General features: G+C 52.0%; 11 protein-coding genes. 7 read left to right on the forward strand and 4 right to left on the reverse strand.

Going from position 1 to position 21,820, the window contains the following annotated elements; translation table 11 throughout:
• Positions 1-163 precede the first annotated feature (163 nt).
• Complete coding sequence (locus tag CPZ25_RS14885; RefSeq protein ID WP_096919140.1) at positions 164-5,014, forward strand: SpaA isopeptide-forming pilin-related protein; 4,851 nt, start codon at positions 164-166, stop codon at positions 5,012-5,014.
• A gap of 35 nt (positions 5,015-5,049) precedes the next feature.
• On the opposite strand, the gene CPZ25_RS14890 is transcribed toward CPZ25_RS14885, so the two are convergent.
• Positions 5,050-5,724 (reverse strand): histidine phosphatase family protein, encoded by a 675-nt coding sequence (locus CPZ25_RS14890; protein ID WP_058695989.1) that lies wholly within the window; start codon positions 5,722-5,724, stop codon positions 5,050-5,052.
• A gap of 182 nt (positions 5,725-5,906) precedes the next feature.
• Between CPZ25_RS14890 and CPZ25_RS14895 the strand changes: the two genes are divergently transcribed.
• Together CPZ25_RS14895 and CPZ25_RS14900 are read left to right on the forward strand one after the other, a co-directional pair.
• Positions 5,907-7,388: a UDP-N-acetylmuramoyl-L-alanyl-D-glutamate--2,6-diaminopimelate ligase gene (locus CPZ25_RS14895; RefSeq protein WP_074618175.1), complete on the forward strand. Its 1,482-nt coding sequence runs from the start codon at positions 5,907-5,909 to the stop codon at positions 7,386-7,388.
• An 87-nt stretch (positions 7,389-7,475) separates the two neighbouring features.
• Positions 7,476-8,276: an epoxyqueuosine reductase gene (locus CPZ25_RS14900; protein ID WP_096919141.1), complete on the forward strand. Its 801-nt coding sequence runs from the start codon at positions 7,476-7,478 to the stop codon at positions 8,274-8,276.
• Between the two features lie 39 nt (positions 8,277-8,315).
• Here CPZ25_RS14900 and CPZ25_RS14905 read toward each other — a convergent pair whose 3' ends face one another.
• Entirely contained in the window at positions 8,316-9,968 is a 1,653-nt protein-coding gene (locus tag CPZ25_RS14905; RefSeq protein ID WP_096919142.1) for a GGDEF domain-containing protein, read from the reverse strand.
• Between the two features lie 131 nt (positions 9,969-10,099).
• Positions 10,100-12,511 (reverse strand): HAD-IC family P-type ATPase, encoded by a 2,412-nt coding sequence (locus tag CPZ25_RS14910; RefSeq protein ID WP_096919143.1) that lies wholly within the window; start codon positions 12,509-12,511, stop codon positions 10,100-10,102.
• Positions 12,512-12,991: 480 nt separating this feature from the next.
• On the opposite strand from CPZ25_RS14910, the gene CPZ25_RS14915 reads away from it, so the two are divergent.
• From CPZ25_RS14915 to CPZ25_RS14925, 3 genes are all read left to right on the forward strand, one after another.
• Complete coding sequence (locus CPZ25_RS14915) at positions 12,992-14,446, forward strand: trimethylamine methyltransferase family protein (protein ID WP_058696153.1); 1,455 nt, start codon at positions 12,992-12,994, stop codon at positions 14,444-14,446.
• 172 nt (positions 14,447-14,618) lie between these two features.
• Complete coding sequence (locus CPZ25_RS14920; RefSeq protein ID WP_243129312.1) at positions 14,619-15,911, forward strand: MFS transporter; 1,293 nt, start codon at positions 14,619-14,621, stop codon at positions 15,909-15,911.
• A gap of 76 nt (positions 15,912-15,987) precedes the next feature.
• Entirely contained in the window at positions 15,988-17,511 is a 1,524-nt protein-coding gene (locus CPZ25_RS14925) for a BCCT family transporter (protein ID WP_096919144.1), read from the forward strand.
• A gap of 376 nt (positions 17,512-17,887) precedes the next feature.
• Here CPZ25_RS14925 and CPZ25_RS14930 read toward each other — a convergent pair whose 3' ends face one another.
• Positions 17,888-18,334: an RrF2 family transcriptional regulator gene (locus tag CPZ25_RS14930; RefSeq protein ID WP_074617370.1), complete on the reverse strand. Its 447-nt coding sequence runs from the start codon at positions 18,332-18,334 to the stop codon at positions 17,888-17,890.
• Positions 18,335-18,482: 148 nt separating this feature from the next.
• Between CPZ25_RS14930 and CPZ25_RS14935 the strand changes: the two genes are divergently transcribed.
• Positions 18,483-21,803, forward strand: a complete 3,321-nt coding sequence (locus CPZ25_RS14935) for an ABC transporter permease (protein ID WP_096919145.1) — start codon at positions 18,483-18,485, stop codon at positions 21,801-21,803.
• Positions 21,804-21,820: the final 17 nt, after the last annotated feature.

Consider the following 21,820-nt stretch of genomic DNA (forward strand, 5'->3'; position numbering starts at 1 on the left):
GCGCTCTGCCCTCAGTTTTTTTATAAATATTTTTCGATTTGAACGGTTTTTGTTTAAGAATGCTTTAAGTGAAATGAAAACTTAAAACTTTCTGGGTATATATTACGCTAATTAATATGTGACACATACAACAAGAGTAATCGTCAATACAGGAAGGTTAATAATGAAAAAATTTGCAAGCATACTGATTTCACTAATCATGGTTTTACAGTTTTCGCTGCCCCAGGCAGTTATGGCTGAGGCTGCGGATACTGCCCGTTCAGATCCGCAAGCGGCAGCTCAGGAGCCGGCTGCGTCATCTGGAACACAGGCTGCCGGGACAGCAGCCGATGCAGCTGAGGAGGCCAAAACGCCGGAGGTCCAGCCATCGGCCCAGACCCCTGAAGACAAAGCGCCCGAAGCGGCAGCAGCGCCGGTCCCTGCGGCAGAAGAGCCGGCAGCCGCTCCAGACCCAACCCCCACAGCAAAGGCGGAGACGCCAAGAGACATCAAGGAAATTTTTAAGGAGCTGGGCTATTCAGATGAACAGAGCTCCATTCTGACCGGCGTGCAGATCAAGTATTATGATAAGGACGGCCAGGAAGTTACAACGCCCACCGTAGACGACAAAGTAAGGTTCGACATCGGCTTTGCCATTCCGGAGGATGTCCGGGAACAGATGAAGGGTGGCGACTATTACAGCTTTGAACTCCCTGAAAACATCATCATTGAAAATAACACCACCATCAATCTGGTCGACGAAAATGGCGTGAAATACGGCGAAGCCCTGGTGGGCAAGGATGGGGTGGTCACCCTTACGTTTACCGACGAGGTTACCAAAAGCTCCGATATCACTGGAAGTCTTAACTTCAGCGGAAGCTTTGACAAAAATAAAATCAACGGGCCTGGGGACACCATCATTAAATTTCCAAACGAAGAGAATATTCCGGAGCAGGTGGTGACCATCAAGCCCAAAGCGCAGAGCGCCATTGAAAAAAACGGGCAGTTTGACCGTGAAATGAACCCGGAAAAAATAACCTGGAATGTGGATATCAACAAAAGTCTGGATACCATCGACGGCGTTGTCGTGAAAGATACGCTGCCGCCAGGCCTGAGCCTGGAAAGCGTCCAGGTTTATGCGGTAGCGGTAGACCTCGACGGCAATGTCACGTCGGTCGATCCCACACCCGTCGATCCATCAGCGTACACAGTCGATGAAAACGGCAATGTCAGCTTTAAAAATCCCATCGATTCGGCTTACCGGATTGTATACGAAACCGCGATCAACGAAAGTGTAAAGCCTCAGAATGGCGGTACCGTTAAATTTACCAACAACGCGACCCTGAGCGCAGATGATCTGAAGGACATTACCACCAGCTCAACCGTTGACGCAAAATATGGAAAAATCCTTGAGAAAAACCGCACCGGCTACGACTCGGCGAACCAGATATTCAGCTGGGAAATCAAATATAATTACAATGAAACCAAAATTCCCCAGAACCATGCAGTGGTCACCGATAAGATCGGAGACGGCATGGACTATGTGGACGGCAGTCTTGTCTTAAACAAGATCGTTTTTAACGCGGACGGCAGTACGGCCACCGCCGGCGTGCTTGTGGAAGGCCAGGACTACACGCTCGAAAAGACCGCCGACGGCTTTAAAGTCGTATTTTTAAACGATGTGGACTATGCGGTGCAGATGACTTACAAAACACAGGTATCCGGCATTTTGGACGAAAACGGAACCTACAGCAACGAGGTCGAAATCGGAACCGGCCAGACATCTGGCTCAAAGGGCTCGGCCAAACAGCAGGGCGTTATCAAGAAAATGGTGCAGGCGGATGAGGAAAATAAACGCATCAGCTGGTCCATCGATGTCAATAAAAACCAGTACACCATGCACAACTGGTCGCTGACCGACACGCTGGGCATTGGGCTGACCTTAGATGAAAGCAGCGTTGTGGTCAAAACTAAGGCGGGTAAGACACTCGTGCGGGATACAGATTATACGCTGAGTTATGACAAGAACACCAACCAGTTTGTCATCACCTTGATTGGAAGCTACAACCCCACAAGCGACAGCCTTAAAATAACGTACCAGACGGATTATTATCCTTCTTATGACCTCTTCCCGGACCACAATATCATCTTTAACAATGACGCGGTATCTAACTGGACCGATGAGCAGGGCAATGACCACAGCAGCAAGGACCATGCAGAGTATAAGCCGGATCAAAGCACGCAGTATAACGGTTTTAAAAGCGGCAGCTACAATGCTGTCAATAAGAGAATTACCTGGAGTGTCGGCGTCAATTACAATAACTTTGATGTAAACCCCACGGCTGAAATCAACGATCCCATCACCGGCAATCAGGTGTTTGTGCCTGGTTCGGTCAGGATTTACCGGTTTAATATCGACGCAGACGGAAAACCAGTAAAGGGCGAGGAGATCTCAGCAGAAGAGTACAAGCTCGTCACCATTACAGAACCAGCCCAGAACAATAACGTTCTGACCGTGCGTTTTCCAGACCAGGCCACCGGAAAAGCCATTGTCGAGTTCCAGACCAGCCTGGAGGGCCAGGTGATCAAGGAGAGCGAAACTTATACCAACACTGCGACCTTTACCAACGGAAAATACACGCATACCCTCACCGGGACAGTCTCCGTCAACAATGGCGGAAAGCTGGCAGTGAAATCTGGCAAGCAGGACAGTGACGGCTATGTGCACTGGCATATTACAGTCAACCCAAGCCAGTCCGATTTAGCGGACGTGGTGATTATAGACAAGCCTTCGGATAATCAGCTGGTGGATATGGATTCGCTGACCATCTACGGAACACAGATTGATGAGAAGGGAAACCTCACACTCGACACCAATGTGGTACTGGTTGAGGGCGTCGACTATCAGGCCGACTATGCCATCAACCCCGAGACTGGCAAATATGAGCTGACAGTCAGCATGCTGAACCATATCGACCGGGCCTACATTATGACCTACCGCACCAAGGTTTTACTGGAAGAAGGCGGCGACAACAAGGTTTCAAATAATGTTACCATCAAGGGCAACAACGAACAGGTCATCGAGGACAACGACGATGAAGAGCTGGCCGTCAATGTCAACGACAGCGGCGGAACCGTCATTGGGAAGAAAGGCAGTATCACACTGGAAAAGGACAGCAGCAGCACCCATAAGCCCCTGGCAGGCGGCGTCTTTCAGCTTTACGACAAAAACGGCGTCAGGCTGGGAAGTCCGGTAGTCAGTGACCAGAACGGCCGCATCCAGTTTACAGGGCTGGTATATGGCAGTTATATTCTTAAGGAAGTAGAGGCACCGGAGGGGCACACCGTATCCGACGAGCTGCTAAACGGAAAGACCATCACCGTCAATGCGGAAACCACAGCGGCCGACAGTGTTGTCATTCTCGAAAATGACCCGACCAAGGTAACCCTGGTTAAGCAGGACGGAGAAGGAAACAGCCTTGCCGGCGCGGTGTTTAGTCTTGAAATCAACCAGAACGGCGCCTGGACGAGGATTCGGGAGGATGAGGCCCTGGTATCTGGACAGGATGGCTCGCTGGTGATTGAGGGCCTGGCCGAAGGCGACTACCGGATTACCGAGACGAAGGCGCCAGAAGACTATATCCTGAACCGTGTGCCAGTACTTTTCACACTCAGCAAAAATGAGGAGGGAAAGGTACTGCCGCTTGTACTGAACCCGATTCAAAATTATCAGGGCAGCATCGAGCTGATCAAGCAGAATGAAGCTGGAGAACCCCTGTCCGGCGCGAAATTTGAACTCCGGAAAACCGATGAGGAGAATAAGCTCATCGCGGAAATCACATCGGATAAGGATGGAAAAATTCATTACGAGGGGTTAGCGCCGGGCAGCTACGAACTGGTTGAGGTTGAATCCCTGGAGGGCTATATCCTCAACACCGAGCCCATCGCTTTCAATATTGAAGCCAGCGCCGAGGGCAGGCCCCAGGTCTTAAATCTGGGCGCCTTTGTCAATTATCAGGGAAGCATTGCCCTGATCAAAGAAAATGAGGGCGGCAGAGGTCTTGACGGGGTTCAGTTTGAGCTTCGGAAGCTCGACGAGCAAAACAGGCTCATCGCCACGCTTTTATCCGACAAAGACGGAAAAATTATTTACAGCGGCCTGGCGCCAGGACAATATGAGCTGACAGAAATAAAAGCACAGGACGGTTATATTCTCAATACCGAACCCATCGCCTTTACCATTGACGCCAGCGCGGCAGGCAGGCCAGAGGTTCTCGAGCTGGGGCAGTTTGTGAACGATCAGGGCGGCATTGAGCTCGTCAAACAGGATGAATCGGGCCGCGGACTGGAGGGCGCGAAATTCCGGATCATAAAGACCGATGAACAGAATAAGATTATAGATGACATTACCGCCGGAAAAGACGGAAAAGTCCAGTATGAGGGCCTTGCCCCAGGACATTACACCCTTTTGGAAGTTGAAGCGCCCGCGGGCTACCTGGTCAATACACAGGGGATCTCCTTTGAAATTCCCGAAGCCGCCGAAGGAAAAGTGCAGACCCTGGATCTGGGCACCCTGACGGATTATACCGGCCGGCTGGAAATCCTTAAAACCGATGAAAACGGAAAGCCGCTGGCGGGAGCAGTCTTCAAGATTCTCGACGAGAGCGGCAGCGTCGTCAGAGATCAGCTCACAACCGACGAGCAGGGATATGTCCATGTGACGGGACTCGCGCCAGGGCAGTATAAAGTCGTTGAGACCAAAGCGCCTCAGGGGTATCAGATCGATACGACTCCGGCCGTCTTTGAAATTGCGGCAAAGGCCCAGGGCGAACCTCAGGCTGTGCAGATTAAGGCAGTCAATAAAAAGGAACGCGTCGAGTACCATGTTAAGATGCCGGTTGGCCGTGGCGCCAGCCCATCAGGATTATCACCCTACACCGGGCTTGATGGCAGCAGCGCCGTAGGCGTTTTCGCGGTGCTGGCAGTTCTCGCCGGCGTGGCAGCCTTTGCGGTAAAAAGAAAAACAGACCAGTAAGCAATAAATAAAAAAAGCTGAAGGTAAGGAGCGTTTTACGCCCTACCCTCAGCTTTTTGTTTTTCTACCCGAAATTCAGGCGGCTGTTCACATTTCAGATCATCGCTCAGATGGCGGTCATCGTTAATATACTCGATCTGGAGACCACCCGCTGTGTCAAAGACAAACTTGCACACCGCGGTGTTGCGCAGGATTTCCTGCTGCATTTCCTCGAAGGGCAGGCCCTTCGCGTACCAAAGAAAAGTCTGAATGGCAAAACCGTGAGAAATACAGGCGATGGTCTTGCCGGCGTTTTCGGCCACAATGCGCGTGAGCGCGCTGGTAACCCGGTCGTAAACGTCGCGGGTGCTCTCGCCCCCGGGCGCCTGAAAGTTGGGAAGATCCGTCTTAAAGACCTCCATCAGACCCGGGAATTCCGCCTCGATCACCGCGATTTTTTTTGCTTCCATCAGCCCGCCGTCCACCTCGATGATACCCGGCTCCACCAGAATCGGAAGCTCCTTGCTGCCGCGCAGCCCTTCGGCGGTCTGCCGGGTGCGTGTGAGGGGCGTACAGTACAGCGCGTCCAGTTCAATGTTCTCAAAGCGCTTTCCGAGCGCCTCGGCCTGTCTGAGGCCCAGCTCGTTTAAGGGGAGATCCAAAACGCCCTGAAAAATGCCGTTGGCGTTGGCGTCGGTAGTGCCGTGACGAATCAGGTATAGCGTTGTCAATTTTATTCACCTCGTTCTTATTTTGTCACTGTTTATTATAACATATGTGACAAAAAAGGGCGGTTTAAATGTAACTTAAGTGTATTATTTTTGTATCAAAATGGCCTTTTTGTGGACAATTCCACAGAAGAACTGTATAATTAATAAGTTAATCGAATAAGAACAAATTGATCGAGGTACCCATGAAACTAAGTCGAATTTTAGAAAACCCGGAGATTGTGGAAGTAAGGAACAACAATCCCGAGATTGATATTGAACATATTGCCTATAACTCACAGAAGGTGATCCCGAACAGCATGTTCGTGGCCATCAAGGGCTTGAAAACCGATGGACATCAATACATTGGCGACGCCATCCGGCGGGGCGCCATTCTGGTAATTTATGAACACGATCTGGATGAATACCAGGATGGTATTATGTATGTCAAGGTAAAAAACGCCCGCCACATGCTGGGCACCATGTCCAGCCGTTTTTATGGCCATCCCTCCGAATCCCTTTCCATCACAGGGGTTACCGGCACAAACGGCAAGACAACCGTCACCTACATGCTTAAAAACATTTTTCAGAAGGCCGGACGCAAATGCGGCCTCATCGGCACCATCAATAACCAGATCGGCGATGAAATTATCGACAACGCCGGCCGTACCACACCCGATTCGCTGGAGGTACAGGAAATCATCTCGGAAATGGTGGAAGCCGGCTGTGAAAACCTGGTGATGGAGGTTTCCTCCCACGCGCTGGATCTGGACCGCGTCAACGGCGTAGCCTTTGACTATGGCATTTTCACCAACCTGACCCAGGACCACCTGGATTACCATAAAACCTTTGAAAACTATTTTGAGGCCAAGGCAAAGCTGTTTACCTATACCTCTAAGGCCAATATCATCAACTGTGACGATGAATGGGGCAAAAAGCTCTACAGCCGCTGCGCCGAGAAAAAAGGGGTTGCCGTCTATTCCTACGGCCTGAGCCCAGAGTGCGATTTTTACGCCAAAGATATGAAATACAGCATTGAGGGCACGCGCTATACGCTGGTGACAAAGGATGGCGAGGAAGAAATTTATCTCTCCATGCCCGGTGAGGTCATGGTTTACAACAGTATGGCCGCCATTATCAACGCGCTGCTCGAGGGGATAGCCATCGAGGTGATTAAGGAAGCGCTGGCCTCCATGAGCGGCGTGGAGGGCCGGATGGAACGCCTGGAGCTGGACACCGATTTTGACATCATCATCGATTACGCCCACTCACCGGATTCGCTGGAACGCCTGCTCAAATCCGTGCGCACCATGTACGATGGAAAAATTTACCTGGTCTTTGGCTGTAACGGCGACCGCGATAAGGAAAAGCGCCCGGTCATGGGCCGGATCGCTGGCGAATTTGCCGACCATATCATCGTGACCTCGGACAACCCTGCCAGCGAGGACCCGCAGTCCATCATCGATACGGTGGCCGCGGCGGTGGCGGAAAAGACAGACGCTTACGAGACAGTGCTCAGACGCTGGGACGCCATCTACTATGCCGCTACCCTGCCAAAGGCGGGCGATGTGCTTGTACTGGCCGGAAAGGGTCACGAAAAACAGGAAACCATGAAGGACGAAAACCTGTATTACAACGAATGGGAAACCGCTGAGGAAGCGGTGAGACGGCTGAAGGAAGGCAGATAATTTAAAGACAGCGATACCGGAGCGTCCCGCTCCGGTATTTTTTAATCCATATGAAAATTTTAAAAAAGACAAGGAAGTGCTTATTATATGAAAGCTTATGTCACCGCGTGTATCGAGGATTATATCGCCGCGTGCCAGAAAACCAGTGAGACCAAATGGGGAACGCCGCTGGTGGGCTTTGCCGACGCCCGCCATCCCCGGCTTGGGGAGCTTCGGAAGGTGGCGAATGAAAACCATGTGATGCCCTGGGAGGTGCTGCCTGACGCCACCGTGGTGGTCTGCTATTTTGTTCCCTTTACCCGGGAGACGGTCTTATCGAACCGGGAGGGCCGTCTTTCCTCACCGGAGTGGGCCAGAGCCTATGAGGACACCAACGCCCTGTTCGCCAGGCTGAACGCCCACCTCATCGAGCGGTTAGAGGCCAGAGGCTACCGTGCAGCGGTATCGCCCGAGGCCACAGCCTTTGACCGTGAAGCGCTCAGAAGCCGGTGGTCCCAGCGGCATATGGCATGGCTGGCCGGACTTGGCAGCTTTGGGCTCAACAACATGCTCATTACCGACAGGGGCTGCTGCGGGCGGATCAGCACTGTGGTCACCAACCTGGATGTGACGCCGGGCAGGCCTCTGGCGGTTGAGAACTGCCTGTACAAACGCGGGGGCCAGTGCGGCGTGTGTGTGAAGCGCTGCCCCTCAGGCGCCCTGACAAAAGCAGGCTATGACCGTCAGAAATGCTTTGGGCTCTGCAGCGAAAACGCCGCAGTCTACCGCGATTTTGGCAATTCCTACGCCGCCGACGCAGCGGGTGAAATACTGGATACGGGCAGCGAGGTCTGCGGTAAGTGTCTGGCTGGCGTGCCCTGCGCTTTCCAAAAACCTATAAAAGAATAAGGCGATAAAAAGGTGGGGTGCGTTTCGCACCCCACCTTTTTAAGTGTTCTCCAAATGACAGTGTTTTTTATAGGTGTACATGTTTTTATCCGCCTCGCGCAGCAGCGCGTCGAGGTCCTCAGGACAGTTGACCGGTCCGTGGCTGAAGCCCCAGGCAATGTCGAGCTTGAGGCTGTTTTCAGCGTTGTACCGGCTGATACGGCTCTCCAGGTCGTTAAGACACTGCTCGAGGGCCTGGGGTCCCAGCCCCCCGGTGAGGATGCAGAATTCGTCACCGCCGATGCGGTAGCAGTCGCCAAGGTCGGAAAAGCTCTCCCGGATACAGCGGCCGCTGGCGATAATCAGGCTGTCCCCCACGCTGTGGCCCAATGTGTCGTTGGTCTGCTTCAGATTGTTGAGATCAAAGGCGATGACCGTCAATTCCTTTAAGGGTAAGGATTCTTTGAGCACTGCCAGATCCCGTTCGTAGGCTGCCCGGTTGGCCAGGCTGGTCATGGTATCGGTGAAGGCCAGCTTTTTGTAGACCTCCAGGTGAACCGAATCCCGGAACCGCGCGAGGCTTTCCCGGATGGTGGAGAAGCCCAGTATTGTGATAAAAACCACCAGCCCCAGCTTAAAAAACAGACTGTTATCCGCGCCCACCGGGTTTTTGTAAAAGCGCGCAAGATCAACAATACCCGTGACACACAGCAGGAAAAAGGCGATGGACAAAGCGCTGAAGCGCCGGGTATGGCAGTGTACCCACTGGTGGATAAGCGTCCATATAAACAGCAGAATGGCACTGAGCAGCAGTACATGGGTGAGCGGCAGCAGCTTTGGGAGCAGAAGGATGCTGACCGTCGAGGCACAGACATTAATGATGAAATTGACGAGCATGAGCAGTGTGATGATATCGTAGGGGCGGGCGTACCGCGTGTCTCCCTCCAGCTTCATAAACTGGACGATGGGCACCGCGATCAGTGTAAAGCTGTAAAAGGACAGAAGCACCGGGAAAGGCGACGCGAGCGGTAAAAACTGAAGAACACCGCAGTCGGTTAAAATCCAGACAGCCGATAAAATCGAAAAGGCCCCCAGACAGATAAAACGGTAACCTCCGTTTTTAAAGCCCGAAAAAAACCAGGAGGTCGCCAGGAGCAGGAGCCCGATGATCAGGATAATAAAGGAAACCGCCAGGCTGCCCGCGTCCGACCAAAGCTGACTAAAAAGAACGCCGGAGCGGCTGCCGTAGGAAACACCATCCACAAAAACCGCGTCCGAAGCGAGCAGCGACTGAAATTCCAGTGTGACCGATTTGCCAGAGGCCGTCTCTGGCAGTGGAATGACATGGACCAGGCTGCCAAAGGATATGTCTTTTGGAAAGGCGTAGATCACCTCACCGTCAACGGATACGGTCAGAGACTGAAAAGCTGTGGAAACCCTGAGAACACAGTCTGGAGGAAGCGTATCCGGCAGGGTGCGCGTCAGAGCGATATGACCGCTCGAGAAAGAGCTGGGAAGGGAGATAGCGTTCTGGGGCGCGCCGTCCGAGTTCAGGGTCCAGCCCTCATTGAGCCGCGCAGCCTCTCCGGTGTCAAAGGAGATATCCCCATTGGGGAGCAGGCAGGATAAAAGAAGCAGGATAGCGCCGCCGGAGACCAGCAGGACTAAAAACAGGGCGGGAATAAAACGAAACTGGTTCTCCTTTATCTTCACAACAGTATGCTCCTTTATCCGTATAGTGATTCTATTGTAGCATACTTTAAGGAAAATAAAACAGAAAATGCGTTCATTAAGCTTAAGAAATAAAAAAGGAGGTGGGGTGCGTTCTGCACCCCACCTTCTGGTTAAATCAGCTTTCGGGCCTCCGGCAGCGGCAGGGGCAGCTTACGGACACGTTTTTGAAACCGGCGGCACAAAGCGACCAGAGCTGCCATCAACAGCGGCGAGAGGATCGTAAAGCCGCCGAGGGTAATAAAACCCTCCAGAGACAGCGGGCTGAGATGGAACAGAGGGCCAAACAGAAAGGCTGCGCCGAAAAATCCAAGGCCCATGGCGGCAATGAGACCGGCCCGCGGCAGATTCAGAGGCTGACAGAGCACAAACAGCACCAGAAGCCCGGCAATGCCTGCAAGCAGCGTACAGATGGTGGAAAGCTGCTCCAGAGGCAGCCCGAGGGATGTCCCGACAACCAAGACCGCCAGAATATTAAAGGCGTTCAGCAGACCGCCGGGCAGCGCGCTCAGCAGCACATTTTTCAAAAAGTGGCCGCGCACCTGACTGTAGGAAGGCTCAAAGGTCAGGGCAAAGGATGGAATGCCAATCATCAGTCCGCTGATGAGGGTGATGTGTATGGGCAGGAAGGGATAGGGGATGGCGGCAAACAGCAGAACCACGGACAGAATAAAGGAAAAAATATTCTTGACCAGAAACAGCGCCGCAGACCGTTCAATATTGTTGATGACCCGCCGCCCCTCTTTTACAATCTGGGGCATCGCGGAAAAATCCGAATCCAGCAGTACCATCTGAGAGGCATGCTGGGCCGCTTCGCTGCCAGCGGCCATGGCGATGCTGCAATCCGCCTCTTTGAGGGCCAGCACATCGTTGACCCCGTCCCCGATCATGGCGACTGTGTGGCCGTTGGCCTTCAGCCCGCGGATCAGCCGGCGTTTCTGCTCAGGCGTTACCCGCCCAAAAACGTTGTGGCTTTCGGCTTCAGCCGAGAGGTCCGTGCCTTCGGGCAGCACACTGGCATCCAGGTAGGCGCCGGCGCCATTGATCCCAGCCCGCCCGGCAATTTCCGACACGGCCTCAGCATTGTCGCCGGAGATTACCTTGATGGTAACACCCTGCTCCTTAAAGTAAGCCAGTGTCTCGTGGACATCCTTCCGGAGCTTGTCCGAGAGAATGATAAATCCCAGAGGCGTTAAGGTCTCTGTCTCCGGCGCATCGTCGGCCGAAACGGTTCCGCGGGCAAACAGCAGCACCCGCTGTCCTGAGGTCAGATAAGGCTTCAGCAGAGAGTCGAACCGTGGGGCGGCTGCTCCCAGAAGCCTTTCCGGCGCGCCCAGAAAGCAGGCGTCGCCATCCTCATAGACGATCGCGTTCCATTTGCGTTCAGAGGAAAAGGGGATTTCCCGCCGGACAGGGGGCGCTTTATCCGCTGGGCCAAAATATCGGGCAAGGGCTGTGGCCGTAGCGTTTTCCGACGTGCTGGCGCTCAGAAAAACGGCCAGCTCCTGACCAAAGGCAGCCCTGGAGCAATTTGCCAGCGGAAGGACTTTGGCCACCTCCATCACGCCCTCGGTCAGGGTGCCGGTTTTATCCAGACACAGCGTGTCGACCCGGGCCAGGTTCTCGATGCAGGACAGCTCGTGGACCAGTGTTCTGCGGCGGGCCAGGTTCATCACGCTCACTGCCAGGGCAATGTTGACCAGCAGGTACAGCCCCTCCGGGATCATGCCCACCATGGCTGCCACCGTGGAGCTGACTGCATAAGGGACGCCTGTGTTTAAGAGCGCGCTCTGTTTAAAAAACATGATGAGCCCGAGTGGAATAATGCCAATGCCGATAAATTTCAGCAGGCGGTCCAGGTCGCGCATCATCTCTGAACGGTGCTTTTTGCGGCGCTTGGCCTCCCGGGTGATGCTGGCAGCGTAAGCGTCATCGCCTACCCGGTCCAGTCTCGCTGAGCAGCGGCCTGATACGACAAAACTGCCAGACAGCAGGGTATCGCCGGGACGCTTGACGATGATGTCCGACTCGCCGGTGAGCAGGGATTCGTTGACCTCTGCTGTGCCCTCGCATAAAATGGCGTCCGCGCAGATCGAGCTGCCTGGTCCAAAGTGTACGATATCGTCTAAAACCAGCTCAGACGGCGGCAGAGACAGCACCCTGCCGTCCCGTACCACGCGGGTATTCTGTTCAGAGAGCAGCGTGATTTTATCCAGCGTGCGCTTTACCTTTAGTTCCTGGACAATGCCGATGAGAACATTGACTACAACAATGCCAATAAACAACATATCGGTATAGGCTTTGACCAGAAAAAGACAGAACGCCAGCGCAAAGAACAGAAAATTGAAAAAGGTAAAGATGTTGTCAAAAATGATCTGCCCTTCCGTTTTTGAGAGCTGTTCCTTTGTCTGGTTGTGCCAGCCGGCTTTTTTCCGCTGAGCGGCCTCAGCACTGCTCAGTCCGGCAGAGGGCGGCGGTGTCAGGCGTGTGATGGGCGGGCGGTTGTGTGAGTGCTGCTTTTTCATCCTGCTTATGGATCCTTTCGTTTTCGTTAAAGCTATTGTATCAGCAAAATCTTACTGTCGACTCGTCAAAATTCTTACTTTTTTGTTAAGATTGCGGAAAACCGCTTAACAGAATAAAAATCTTAAAATCTATAATATTTTGAAAAAATATTTTTATAAAAAGATGCGTTAGCTAAATGAATTAAAGATCAAAATAAAGATAAAAGAAAAAAGTTTAAATACTAATTTAAAAAATAAACAAGAAAAAGGATGTATGAAAACAAAAAAATAAACGTTTTCTCTAATCTGATAAGAAAAATCCTGGTATTATCAGAAATGATAAAATGGATTTGTCTAAAAAATCGTAAAAAATACAATGAAACGGCCGGATAAAGCCATAAAAACATAAGATTTCCGAAAAACGAAAAGTTGGCACAGGACTTGCATTAGTATAAAGGCATAAGCTAGCTAAGAAAAAATAAAAGAACGAGGAGAAGGGTTATGTTAAAAGGAAACTTATTTGACACATTTTATTCAAAGGAAGATATCGAACTGATACACGAGAGCGTGCTGAGAGTATTCAACGAAGTCGGCGTAAAGTTTGAATACGAAGAAGCACTGGAACTGTTCAAGAAACACGGCGCCCGGGTTGAGGGAGACCTGGTATTCATTCCAGAGGAATTACTCAACAAAGCATTGAGCACCATCCCGGAATCATTTGAAATCGTGGGACCAGAAAGCAAGCTGGAAATCGGAATCGGCAAAGGCTTAGTGGTTGCGCCGACCAACGGCTGCCCGAACCTGGAAGACTGGGACGGCAACTACCGCCAGACCAACGCAGACGATCTGGAAAACTTCTACAAAATCATCAATACCAGCGATGTTTACGGCATCTCCAGTCAGGTAGCCGCCGATATCCCAGGCTTTGAGAACTGCCCGACCGAATCCGCCCTGGCCCAGATGGCCATGATGGCAAAATATTCCAGAAAGCCCATGTACAATATCTTAGGGATCACCCCGCACAACTACAAACGCGGCAACGCCCGAGAAGGCGCGCGGGAATGCGTCCAGCTGATCAAGAAATACATGGATAACTTCGACGATTACGTCTGCTACTCCGGCATGTGCGTGCTGCCGCCGCTGACCGTCGGGACCGACGCGCTGGAACACTACTTCGCCTTTGCCGAAGAAAAACAGCCGATCACCATCACCACCTGCTCCATGACCAATATGACCGCACCGCCGTCACTGATGGGCTCCATCGTCGCCGACTTTGCCAACATGCTGGCCGTGGCCGTGATGATCCAGCTGATCGAACCCGGCTTACCGGTGATCTTAAGCCCATTCTCATCCGTATCCGATATGCGTGAAGTCCGGCTGATGACCGGCGCACCCGAATTCCTGATGATCATGTCCGGCCACATCGCCATGGGCGATTACTACCGCATCCCCGTCCGCTGCTCCGGCGCCCTGGCCGACGGCTTCACCTACGACTACCAGGCCGGCGTAGAAAGCACCCTGGGCGCCCTGGCCGTGGCCCTGTCCAATGCCTGCATCCTGCCCCATGCCTCCGGCGACCTGTCCAACTTCAACCTGCTCAGCTTCCCGAAATTCATGATGGACGAAGAAATGCTGCGCTACATGAAACGGCTCCACGACGGCGTGGCCATCTCCGAAAAGAAAGCCAACGTCGAGCTGATCAAAAAAGTAGGCCCACGCGGCGTATACCTGAAGGGCAGAACCCCCAAAGACTACCGCGAAGAAACCTACCTCACCAGCCCCGTATTCAACCGCGGCACCTGCAACGAAGAAGGCCGTGCAGCAACCCCGCCGATCGAAGAACGCGCTTACAAAGTCTACAAAGAAAGAATCGACAGCTTCGAATTACCGGATATGACAAAAGCCCAGAAAGACCTGCTGAACGAACACCTTCCAGAAAAATTCAAGATCAAATAAAAAGTATCTTTCCGAATTGGCGGAGCAGGAGCCCCGCCAATTCATTTCTTACCAGGATTTTTCATTGTTAATCTTTGACCATAAACGGTCTGGACAAAAGAGACAGACCGTTTAAAATGATTTTTTACATATAAAGGGGGAAGATACGGCCTGAAAGCCGTATCAAAGAAGAATGAAAACAAATAAGAAAGAGGTCAACTACACGCAGCTGTCCAAATTCAGGCGCGCGCTGCTCATCTTTCTGTCCGGCGCGGGCAGCGGTATTATCTATGTTCCAGTATATTTAAAAAATGTTTTTTATGAACCCCTGCTCATGGGACTCAATATCACCAATGCCCAGCTCGGGTTTTTATCCGGGATGTACGGCATTATGGCCACCATTCTCTATATTCCATGTGGGATTGTGGCAGACAAGGTGCGGCTTAAGACACTGGCAGCCGGTGGGTTTATCAGTACCGCCGCCGTGGTGTACTGGTACGCGTCCCTGCCCTCCTACCCAGTTCTGGTCTTGATTTTCGCCGTTATGGCAGTGACAACCATTCTCATTTTCTGGGGCTGCCGTTACAAGCTGTTGCGCTTTGCCGCCGCAGAGGAAGACTACCCCGCCGTTGTGGGCGTCAGCTACGCACTGTATGGCCTCGGCGGACTGGCCATCAACGCCGTTACCCTGGCCGTATTTAACGCGATGCCCGATTACCGCGTGGGCGTCAGCGTTTCACTGATTTTCCTGGCAAGTGTCATCCTGGTGCTTGGGATCATCTCCTTATTCGCGATACCAAAGTTTGAAGGTGAAGTGAACCCAGACCCAGATAAGAAGTTTAATATCAACGAATTTATTGAAGCACTCAAGCATCCAGGGGTCTGGCTGGCCAGCGGCACCCTGTTCTTTGTCATGATTGTCTACATGGGCATGAACTACACCACCCCATATCTCACCGACGCGTTCCTGGCGCCGTTGACACTGGTCAGCATCATCGGGATGATCCGTTACTATGGGATCGCCATCATCTCCGCGCCGCTGCTGGGCGGGATCGCCAAAAAAGTCAACTCACCCTCCAAGACCATTCTGGTGGTCATGGCCGCCTGCGCAATCTGCTGCTTCGCCTATATTTTACTGCCGCAGACGGCAGGCTTCCTGATGGCCGCCATTGTCATCACCCTGGTATTGGGCTTCCTGGCCAACGGCGCTTACGGCGTGGCCTCCTCTGTTTTAACCGAAACCCATGTGCCAGCCCATATCTTTGGCGCGGCCTCCGGGCTTTTGTCCGTCATCGGTTTTCTGCCAGAAAGCTTTATGCATCAGCTGTTTGGCAGCTTCATTGACAAGTACGCGGTTCAGGGCTACACCTATATTTTCATTTGCCTGACCGTCAGCGCGGTGATCGCCATCGGCGGCTGCATCGCCACTCAGATTTATATGAAGAAAAAATATCCTAAGGACGATGTGTCGGCGGTAGAAGAATAAATCGATAATAAGATGACATTAAAAAAGGAGGTGGGGTGCGTTTCGCACCCCACCTTATGAAAGAGAGGGGAAGCTTATGGAAGGTCAGGGTAAAAAAAATATCGATAAAACAATGATTGGGGTTGTGCTTGCGTTTATCGTGATTGTTTGCGCCTGCCTGTTTATCAGTCCGGATTGGAGTAAATGGATCATCAACAGTGTCAACAGCTTTATTGCGACCAATCTTGGCTTTGTATATGTATGGATTGTGTTTATATCCATTATTCTGTGTATTGTTCTGGGAACCAGCAAGTTTAAAAATATTAAGCTGGGCGAAGGTGAAAAGGAATACAGTGAGTTCTCGTGGGCATCGATGATGTTCTGTGCCTCTATGGCGGCTGGTTTCCTTTACTGGGGCAGTATCGAATGGGTTTTCCATTATATGGCGCCGCCCTACGGCGTGGACGCGCAGAGTGTGAAAGCAGCTGAATACGCTGCGACGCTGCCGCTTTTCCACTGGGGTATTTCCGCCTGGAGTGTCTATTTGATACCGGCCGTAGCCTTTGCGTTTGTGCATTTTAACCTGAAACAGGAAAAGTTTGATGTGGCCAACGTGTGCCGCGAAATTCTGGGGGACCGGGTTGACGGGCCGCTGGGGAAGGTCATCAATATTTTCTTTATCTTTGGCCTTTTGGGCGGTGTCGGCACTGCGCTCGGCATTGGCTCGCCTCTGGTTTCTGCCTGCCTCAACAAGCTTTTTGGCATTGAGGACACCCCGGTTCTGCGGTTTGGGGTTATGGTTCTGGTTACCTGCATTTTTACCATCAGTGCTTACAAGGGCATTAAGCGCGGGATTAAAATCCTCAGTGACATCAATATTTTTCTCATGCTGGCGGCTGTGGTCATTCTCTTTGTTTTAGGGAACACGACCTTTATTATCAAAATGCAGACCACGTCCCTGGGCATCATGCTTCAGGAATTTATTCATATGAGCACCTATATGGACCCGGTGAACAACAGCGGTCATCCTGAGACCTGGATTGTTTTCTACTGGGCCTGGTGGATGTCCTATTCCATCTTTATGGGCCTGTTCATCGCTAAAATTTCAAAGGGGAGAACCATCAAGCAGGTAATCTTCGGGGGTCTTGGCTATGGCTTCCTGGGTTCCTTTGTATTCTTTTCCATTTTTGGCAATTATTTTATGGACCAGCAGCTCAGCGGCGCCTACGATGTGGTTAAGGGCGTGACGGAAATGGGCGGTCCGGCCACCGTGGTTGATGTTTACAGCAAGCTCCCCATCGGTACAGTGTTTGTCGTCGCGATTTTAATCACCTCCATTATTTCGATGGCCACCAATTTTGACTCGGCCGCTTATACGCTGGCCATGGTTTCCTCTAAAAAGATCCAGCTTGGTGAACGCCCGAGTAAACGGCTGACCATTTTCTGGGCTTTCTGCATGGCCGCGATTCCAATGGTGCTGATGGTATTCGGCGGATCGCTGGCAGAGCTGCAGACCCTGTCGATTATCATGGCGCTGCCAACCTGTCTGGTGTATGCCATTATTATCATCAGCTGTTTCAAAATGCTTAAAAAATATTATGAAGAAAACAACAAGTTGTAGAGATTAGAAAGCTTTAGACCAAAATACCTCATAAAACCAAGCTGTACGGGGCTTTTGGCAAGGGATATCTGATTCCTGTAATATAGTAAGGAGAGGCTGAGAATACGGTTAAAATGGCTATGCGGCGCCTGCCAGGCGCCGCATATTTGCTTTTCCAACGCTTAAGAGCCGCTTAAATTCAGCGAATTCACACGAGATGTTCATAAAACCATCACAATGGGGTATTATAATCACTGTAAAGTTAAAGATACAGCGGACAATCCCCTGCCGCATTGTGGTGGGTTAACATATACTTTTTCATTTCTTTTCCTTATTTTTACAAAGCAAAAGCTGCCGTCCATGGGATAATGGCCATGGACGGCAGCTTTTGTCCGTTTCAGATAAAAAACATAAAGTGATTGTTTCCCTTGTACCGGCCGGCTTCGGCAACCAGCTCATCCAATGTTATCTTTTCAAGATGCTCCTGCACTGCCCGGTCCAGCGGGTTAAACACACATTTTTGCATGGCGTGCTCAATGGCAGGTGAAGCCTCCTCTACACTGGTTTCAGTGCTTTCGAAAAGAATCTGCTCCAGCGCGGTCAGAATTTCGTAGGCGTTGATCTGGTCCGGCTCCCTTGTCAGCCGGTAGCCGCCCTGGGCGCCCTTGACGGAGTTGACCAGCCCGGCGCGCTTTAACAGAGAAAAAACCTGTTCAAGATATATCTTAGAGAGCCCCAGCTTTTCCGCAATCACGATGACCGGAACATAGTCCCCCTCAAAATCTCCCTGAGCAATGGCGATCATGGCAGCAAGGCCATAGCGTCCCTTTGCGGATATACGCATTGCGATACCTCCAATTCATAGTAAGTAAATATGTTTAATTCGATTATATCCCGAAATAGCGGACGCGTCAAGTTAATCGCTTAAATTATGGTTAAACATTTCAGATTAATGTGTTAGAATAAAACCAGTATGAGAAAATGAGGGAAGTATGAAAGCATTAAGAAAAGATACCGCGCGGGAAATACGGAAGTCCCTGAGCCGCTTTTTGTCCATCGTGGCAATCATTGCTCTGGGAATCTGTTTTTTTGGGGGCGTTAAGAGCACCAGCCCCAGCATGAAATATACGGCCAACCAGTATTTTGAGGAGCAGAAGCTGGCAGATATCCATTTGGTATCGACCTATGGCTTTACCGACGATGATGTGGCGGCCCTGAAAAAAGTGGAGGGCGTGGCAGAGGTCATGCCGACCTACTCAACGGATGTGATTGTGGAAAACGGCGAAAAGCGCCCGGTCTTCAAGGTGCTGGCTGTACCGGCCGAAGATGGCCTGAACCAGCCGCTGCTGCTGGAGGGCCGCATGCCGGAAAAGGATAACGAATGTGTGATCGAGATGCCGGACACCACTGGTCCTCACACGGGTCGGAACGCCTACAGCATCGGCAGCACCATCAAGGTATCGTCTGAGTCAGGTGATAAAAAGCTGGAGGACACCCTGTCCCAGAATGCGTACACCGTTGTGGGCTATATCCGCTCACCTCAGTATATCTCCATTGAACGCGGCGCCACCTCTGTGGGCAGCGGCGACATTTCCTTTTATATGATGGTGAAGCCCGGGGTTTTTAAGTCAGAGCGCTACACCGACGCCTATGTTTATTCGACTGCCAGCGCGGACGGGGTCTCAGCCTACAGCACTGAGTACAAGGACGCAGTCTCAGATTTGGAAAAACGTCTGGAGAGTGTGGGACACGAACGCCTTCAGGTCAACTATGACGATATCATGACCACTGGCACCCAGGAGCTCGACAAGGCCAGGCGGGAGCTTCTGGATGCCCAGACAACCTTCGACGACGAGATCACAAAGGCCGAGCAGCAGCTGCGGGAGGCCGAACAGCAGATCGCGGATGGCGAGGCCGAGCTGGCCGAGGGCCGGAGAAGCTATGATGCAATGGTGAGCGCCACCACAAAGACCCTGAATGATAAGCAGGCTGAGCTGCAAAATGCCGAGGACCAGTGGAACGCCGGGCAGCAGCAGTATGCGGATGGACTGAGCCAGTATGAGCAGAATAAGGCAGCTTTTGACGCCGGAAAGCCCGACGCCGAAAACCAGATTGCAGAAAAAAAGGCTGAGCTGGAAAAACTTGGCGGTGTGATTGACGGTCTCAAGAGCCAGATCGCCGTCATCGAAGCCATTCCGGAAGAAAAACGGACAGAGGAGCAGAAACAGGCGCTTATTCAGCTGAAGGCCCAGCTGCAAAACCTTCAGCCCGTTTATGACCAGGGGACAAAGACCCTGAACGCGGCGATACAGCAGCTAAAGGACGCTGAGAGCCAGCTGGCAGCGGCAAAAAACCAGTTGGATCAGTCAAAGGTTACACTGGACAGCGCGTCGGCTCAGATTGATCAGGGAAAGACCGCCATTGCCCAGGGCTGGCAGCAGCTTGAGCAGGGAAAAGCCCAGGCAGAGCAGCAGCTGGCAGAAGGGCAGCAAAAGCTGGACGACGCCAGAAAACAGCTGGCTGAGGGACAAGCTGAGCTGGAGGCCCAGCGCGCCGAGGGGCAGCAGAAGCTGGACGACGCCCGGCAGAAAATCGCGGACAGCGAAAAAGAACTGAAGGAAGTGGATTTCGGAAAATGGTATGTGTTTAACCGTGACGATAACCCAGGCTACAGCGGCTATGGCGAGGACGCCAACCGTATCGACAATGTGGCTGGCATTTTTCCGGTATTCTTTCTGCTGGTGGCCGCTCTGGTTGCCTTTACCACCATGACGCGTATGGTTGAGGAACAGCGTATGGAAATTGGCACACTGAAGGCGCTGGGCTACAGCCCAGCCAGTATCGCGTCCAAGTTTGTGATCTATGCGGTACTGGCAGCGCTGGTTGGCTGCGTCATCGGCGTGGTCAGTGGTATCAATACCCTCCCCAGGCTGATCGTGGGCGCTTACAGCCTGCTGTACCAGGTGCCAGAGCTGTCGCTTTCAGTGCCCTGGGGCGCCATCATCATCAGCTGTATCGTCACGCTTTTGTGTACTGTGGGGGCAGCGGTCCTCATCTGTTCTGTGGAGCTGAGGGAGGAGCCTTCCGAGCTGATGCGTCCAAAGGCGCCGAAAATCGGCAAACGTATCTTTCTGGAAAAAATCCCGTTTATCTGGAAGCGCATGGGCTTTATCTCCAAGGTGACCGCGCGGAATATTCTGCGCTACAAGGCCCGCTTCTTCATGACCGTTATCGGTATATCCGGCTGCACAGCCCTGATTCTGGCGGGCTTCGGCCTGCAGGACTCTATCTTCTCTATCATTCCGAAGCAATTTGAGGAGATATCGGTTTACGATGGTATGATGGCTTTTAAAAATGAGGATACCCTGGAGGCAAAGGCACCTCTGGAATCCGAACTAAGGGCAGATCCTCAGGTTGAGGATGCCATGCTGGCCAAACAGCTGAAAATGAGCGTCGCGCTGGACACTGGCGGCCATTCCAAAGACGCTTACCTCTATGTGCCTGAAACACCCGGTGACATGAACCGTTTCATTGATCTGCGCCACCGGAAAGCGCCGGATCAAAAACTGACTCTGGACGACAGCGGCGCCATCATCACCGAAAAGCTCGCGAACGATCTCGGCATTAAGGTGGGCGACACCATCCGCCTGTATTCAGACGATAAGGAATTTAAGATTAAGGTCGCGGATATTACAGAAAATTATATTGAGAACTATGTGTACGTATCGCCAAAGGCCTATGAAGCAGCTTCGGGCGAGGCGGTCAAATATAATATTGCCTATTTTAACCTGAAGGACACCGGCACAGACGCCGAAAACGCCTTTGGGGAAAAATGGCTGGATAACAGCGACGTGGTGTCTGTGAGCTTTACAGGCAGCATTGTCAAATCCTCCACAGACAGCCTGAGCAGCCTGAACATGGTGGTGCTGGTCATGCTGGCAGCCGCCGGGGCTCTGGCCTTTGTGGTGCTTTATAACCTGACCAACATCAATGTGTCGGAACGGGTGCGTGAGATCGCCACGATCCGCGTTCTGGGCTTCTATGACCGGGAGACAAACAACTATATTTTCAGGGAAAACATTATCCTCTCCTTTATCGGGATGCTCATCGGTTTGGGACTGGGGGTTATCCTGAACAACTTTATCATCACCACTGTCGAGACAGACATCGTCATGTTCGGCCGGGGAATCGACCCCAGCAGCTATGTCTTTGCCTGCATATTCACCATGGCCTTTACGCTGATTGTCAATCTCTTCATGGCGCCGGTGATCAAAAGAGTGGATATGGTTGAGTCGCTCAAGAGTATTGAGTAGCGAACAGAAAGGAGACA

It is taken from the genome of Eubacterium maltosivorans, assembly GCF_002441855.2.
Taxonomy (GTDB): Bacteria; Bacillota; Clostridia; order Eubacteriales; family Eubacteriaceae; genus Eubacterium; species Eubacterium maltosivorans.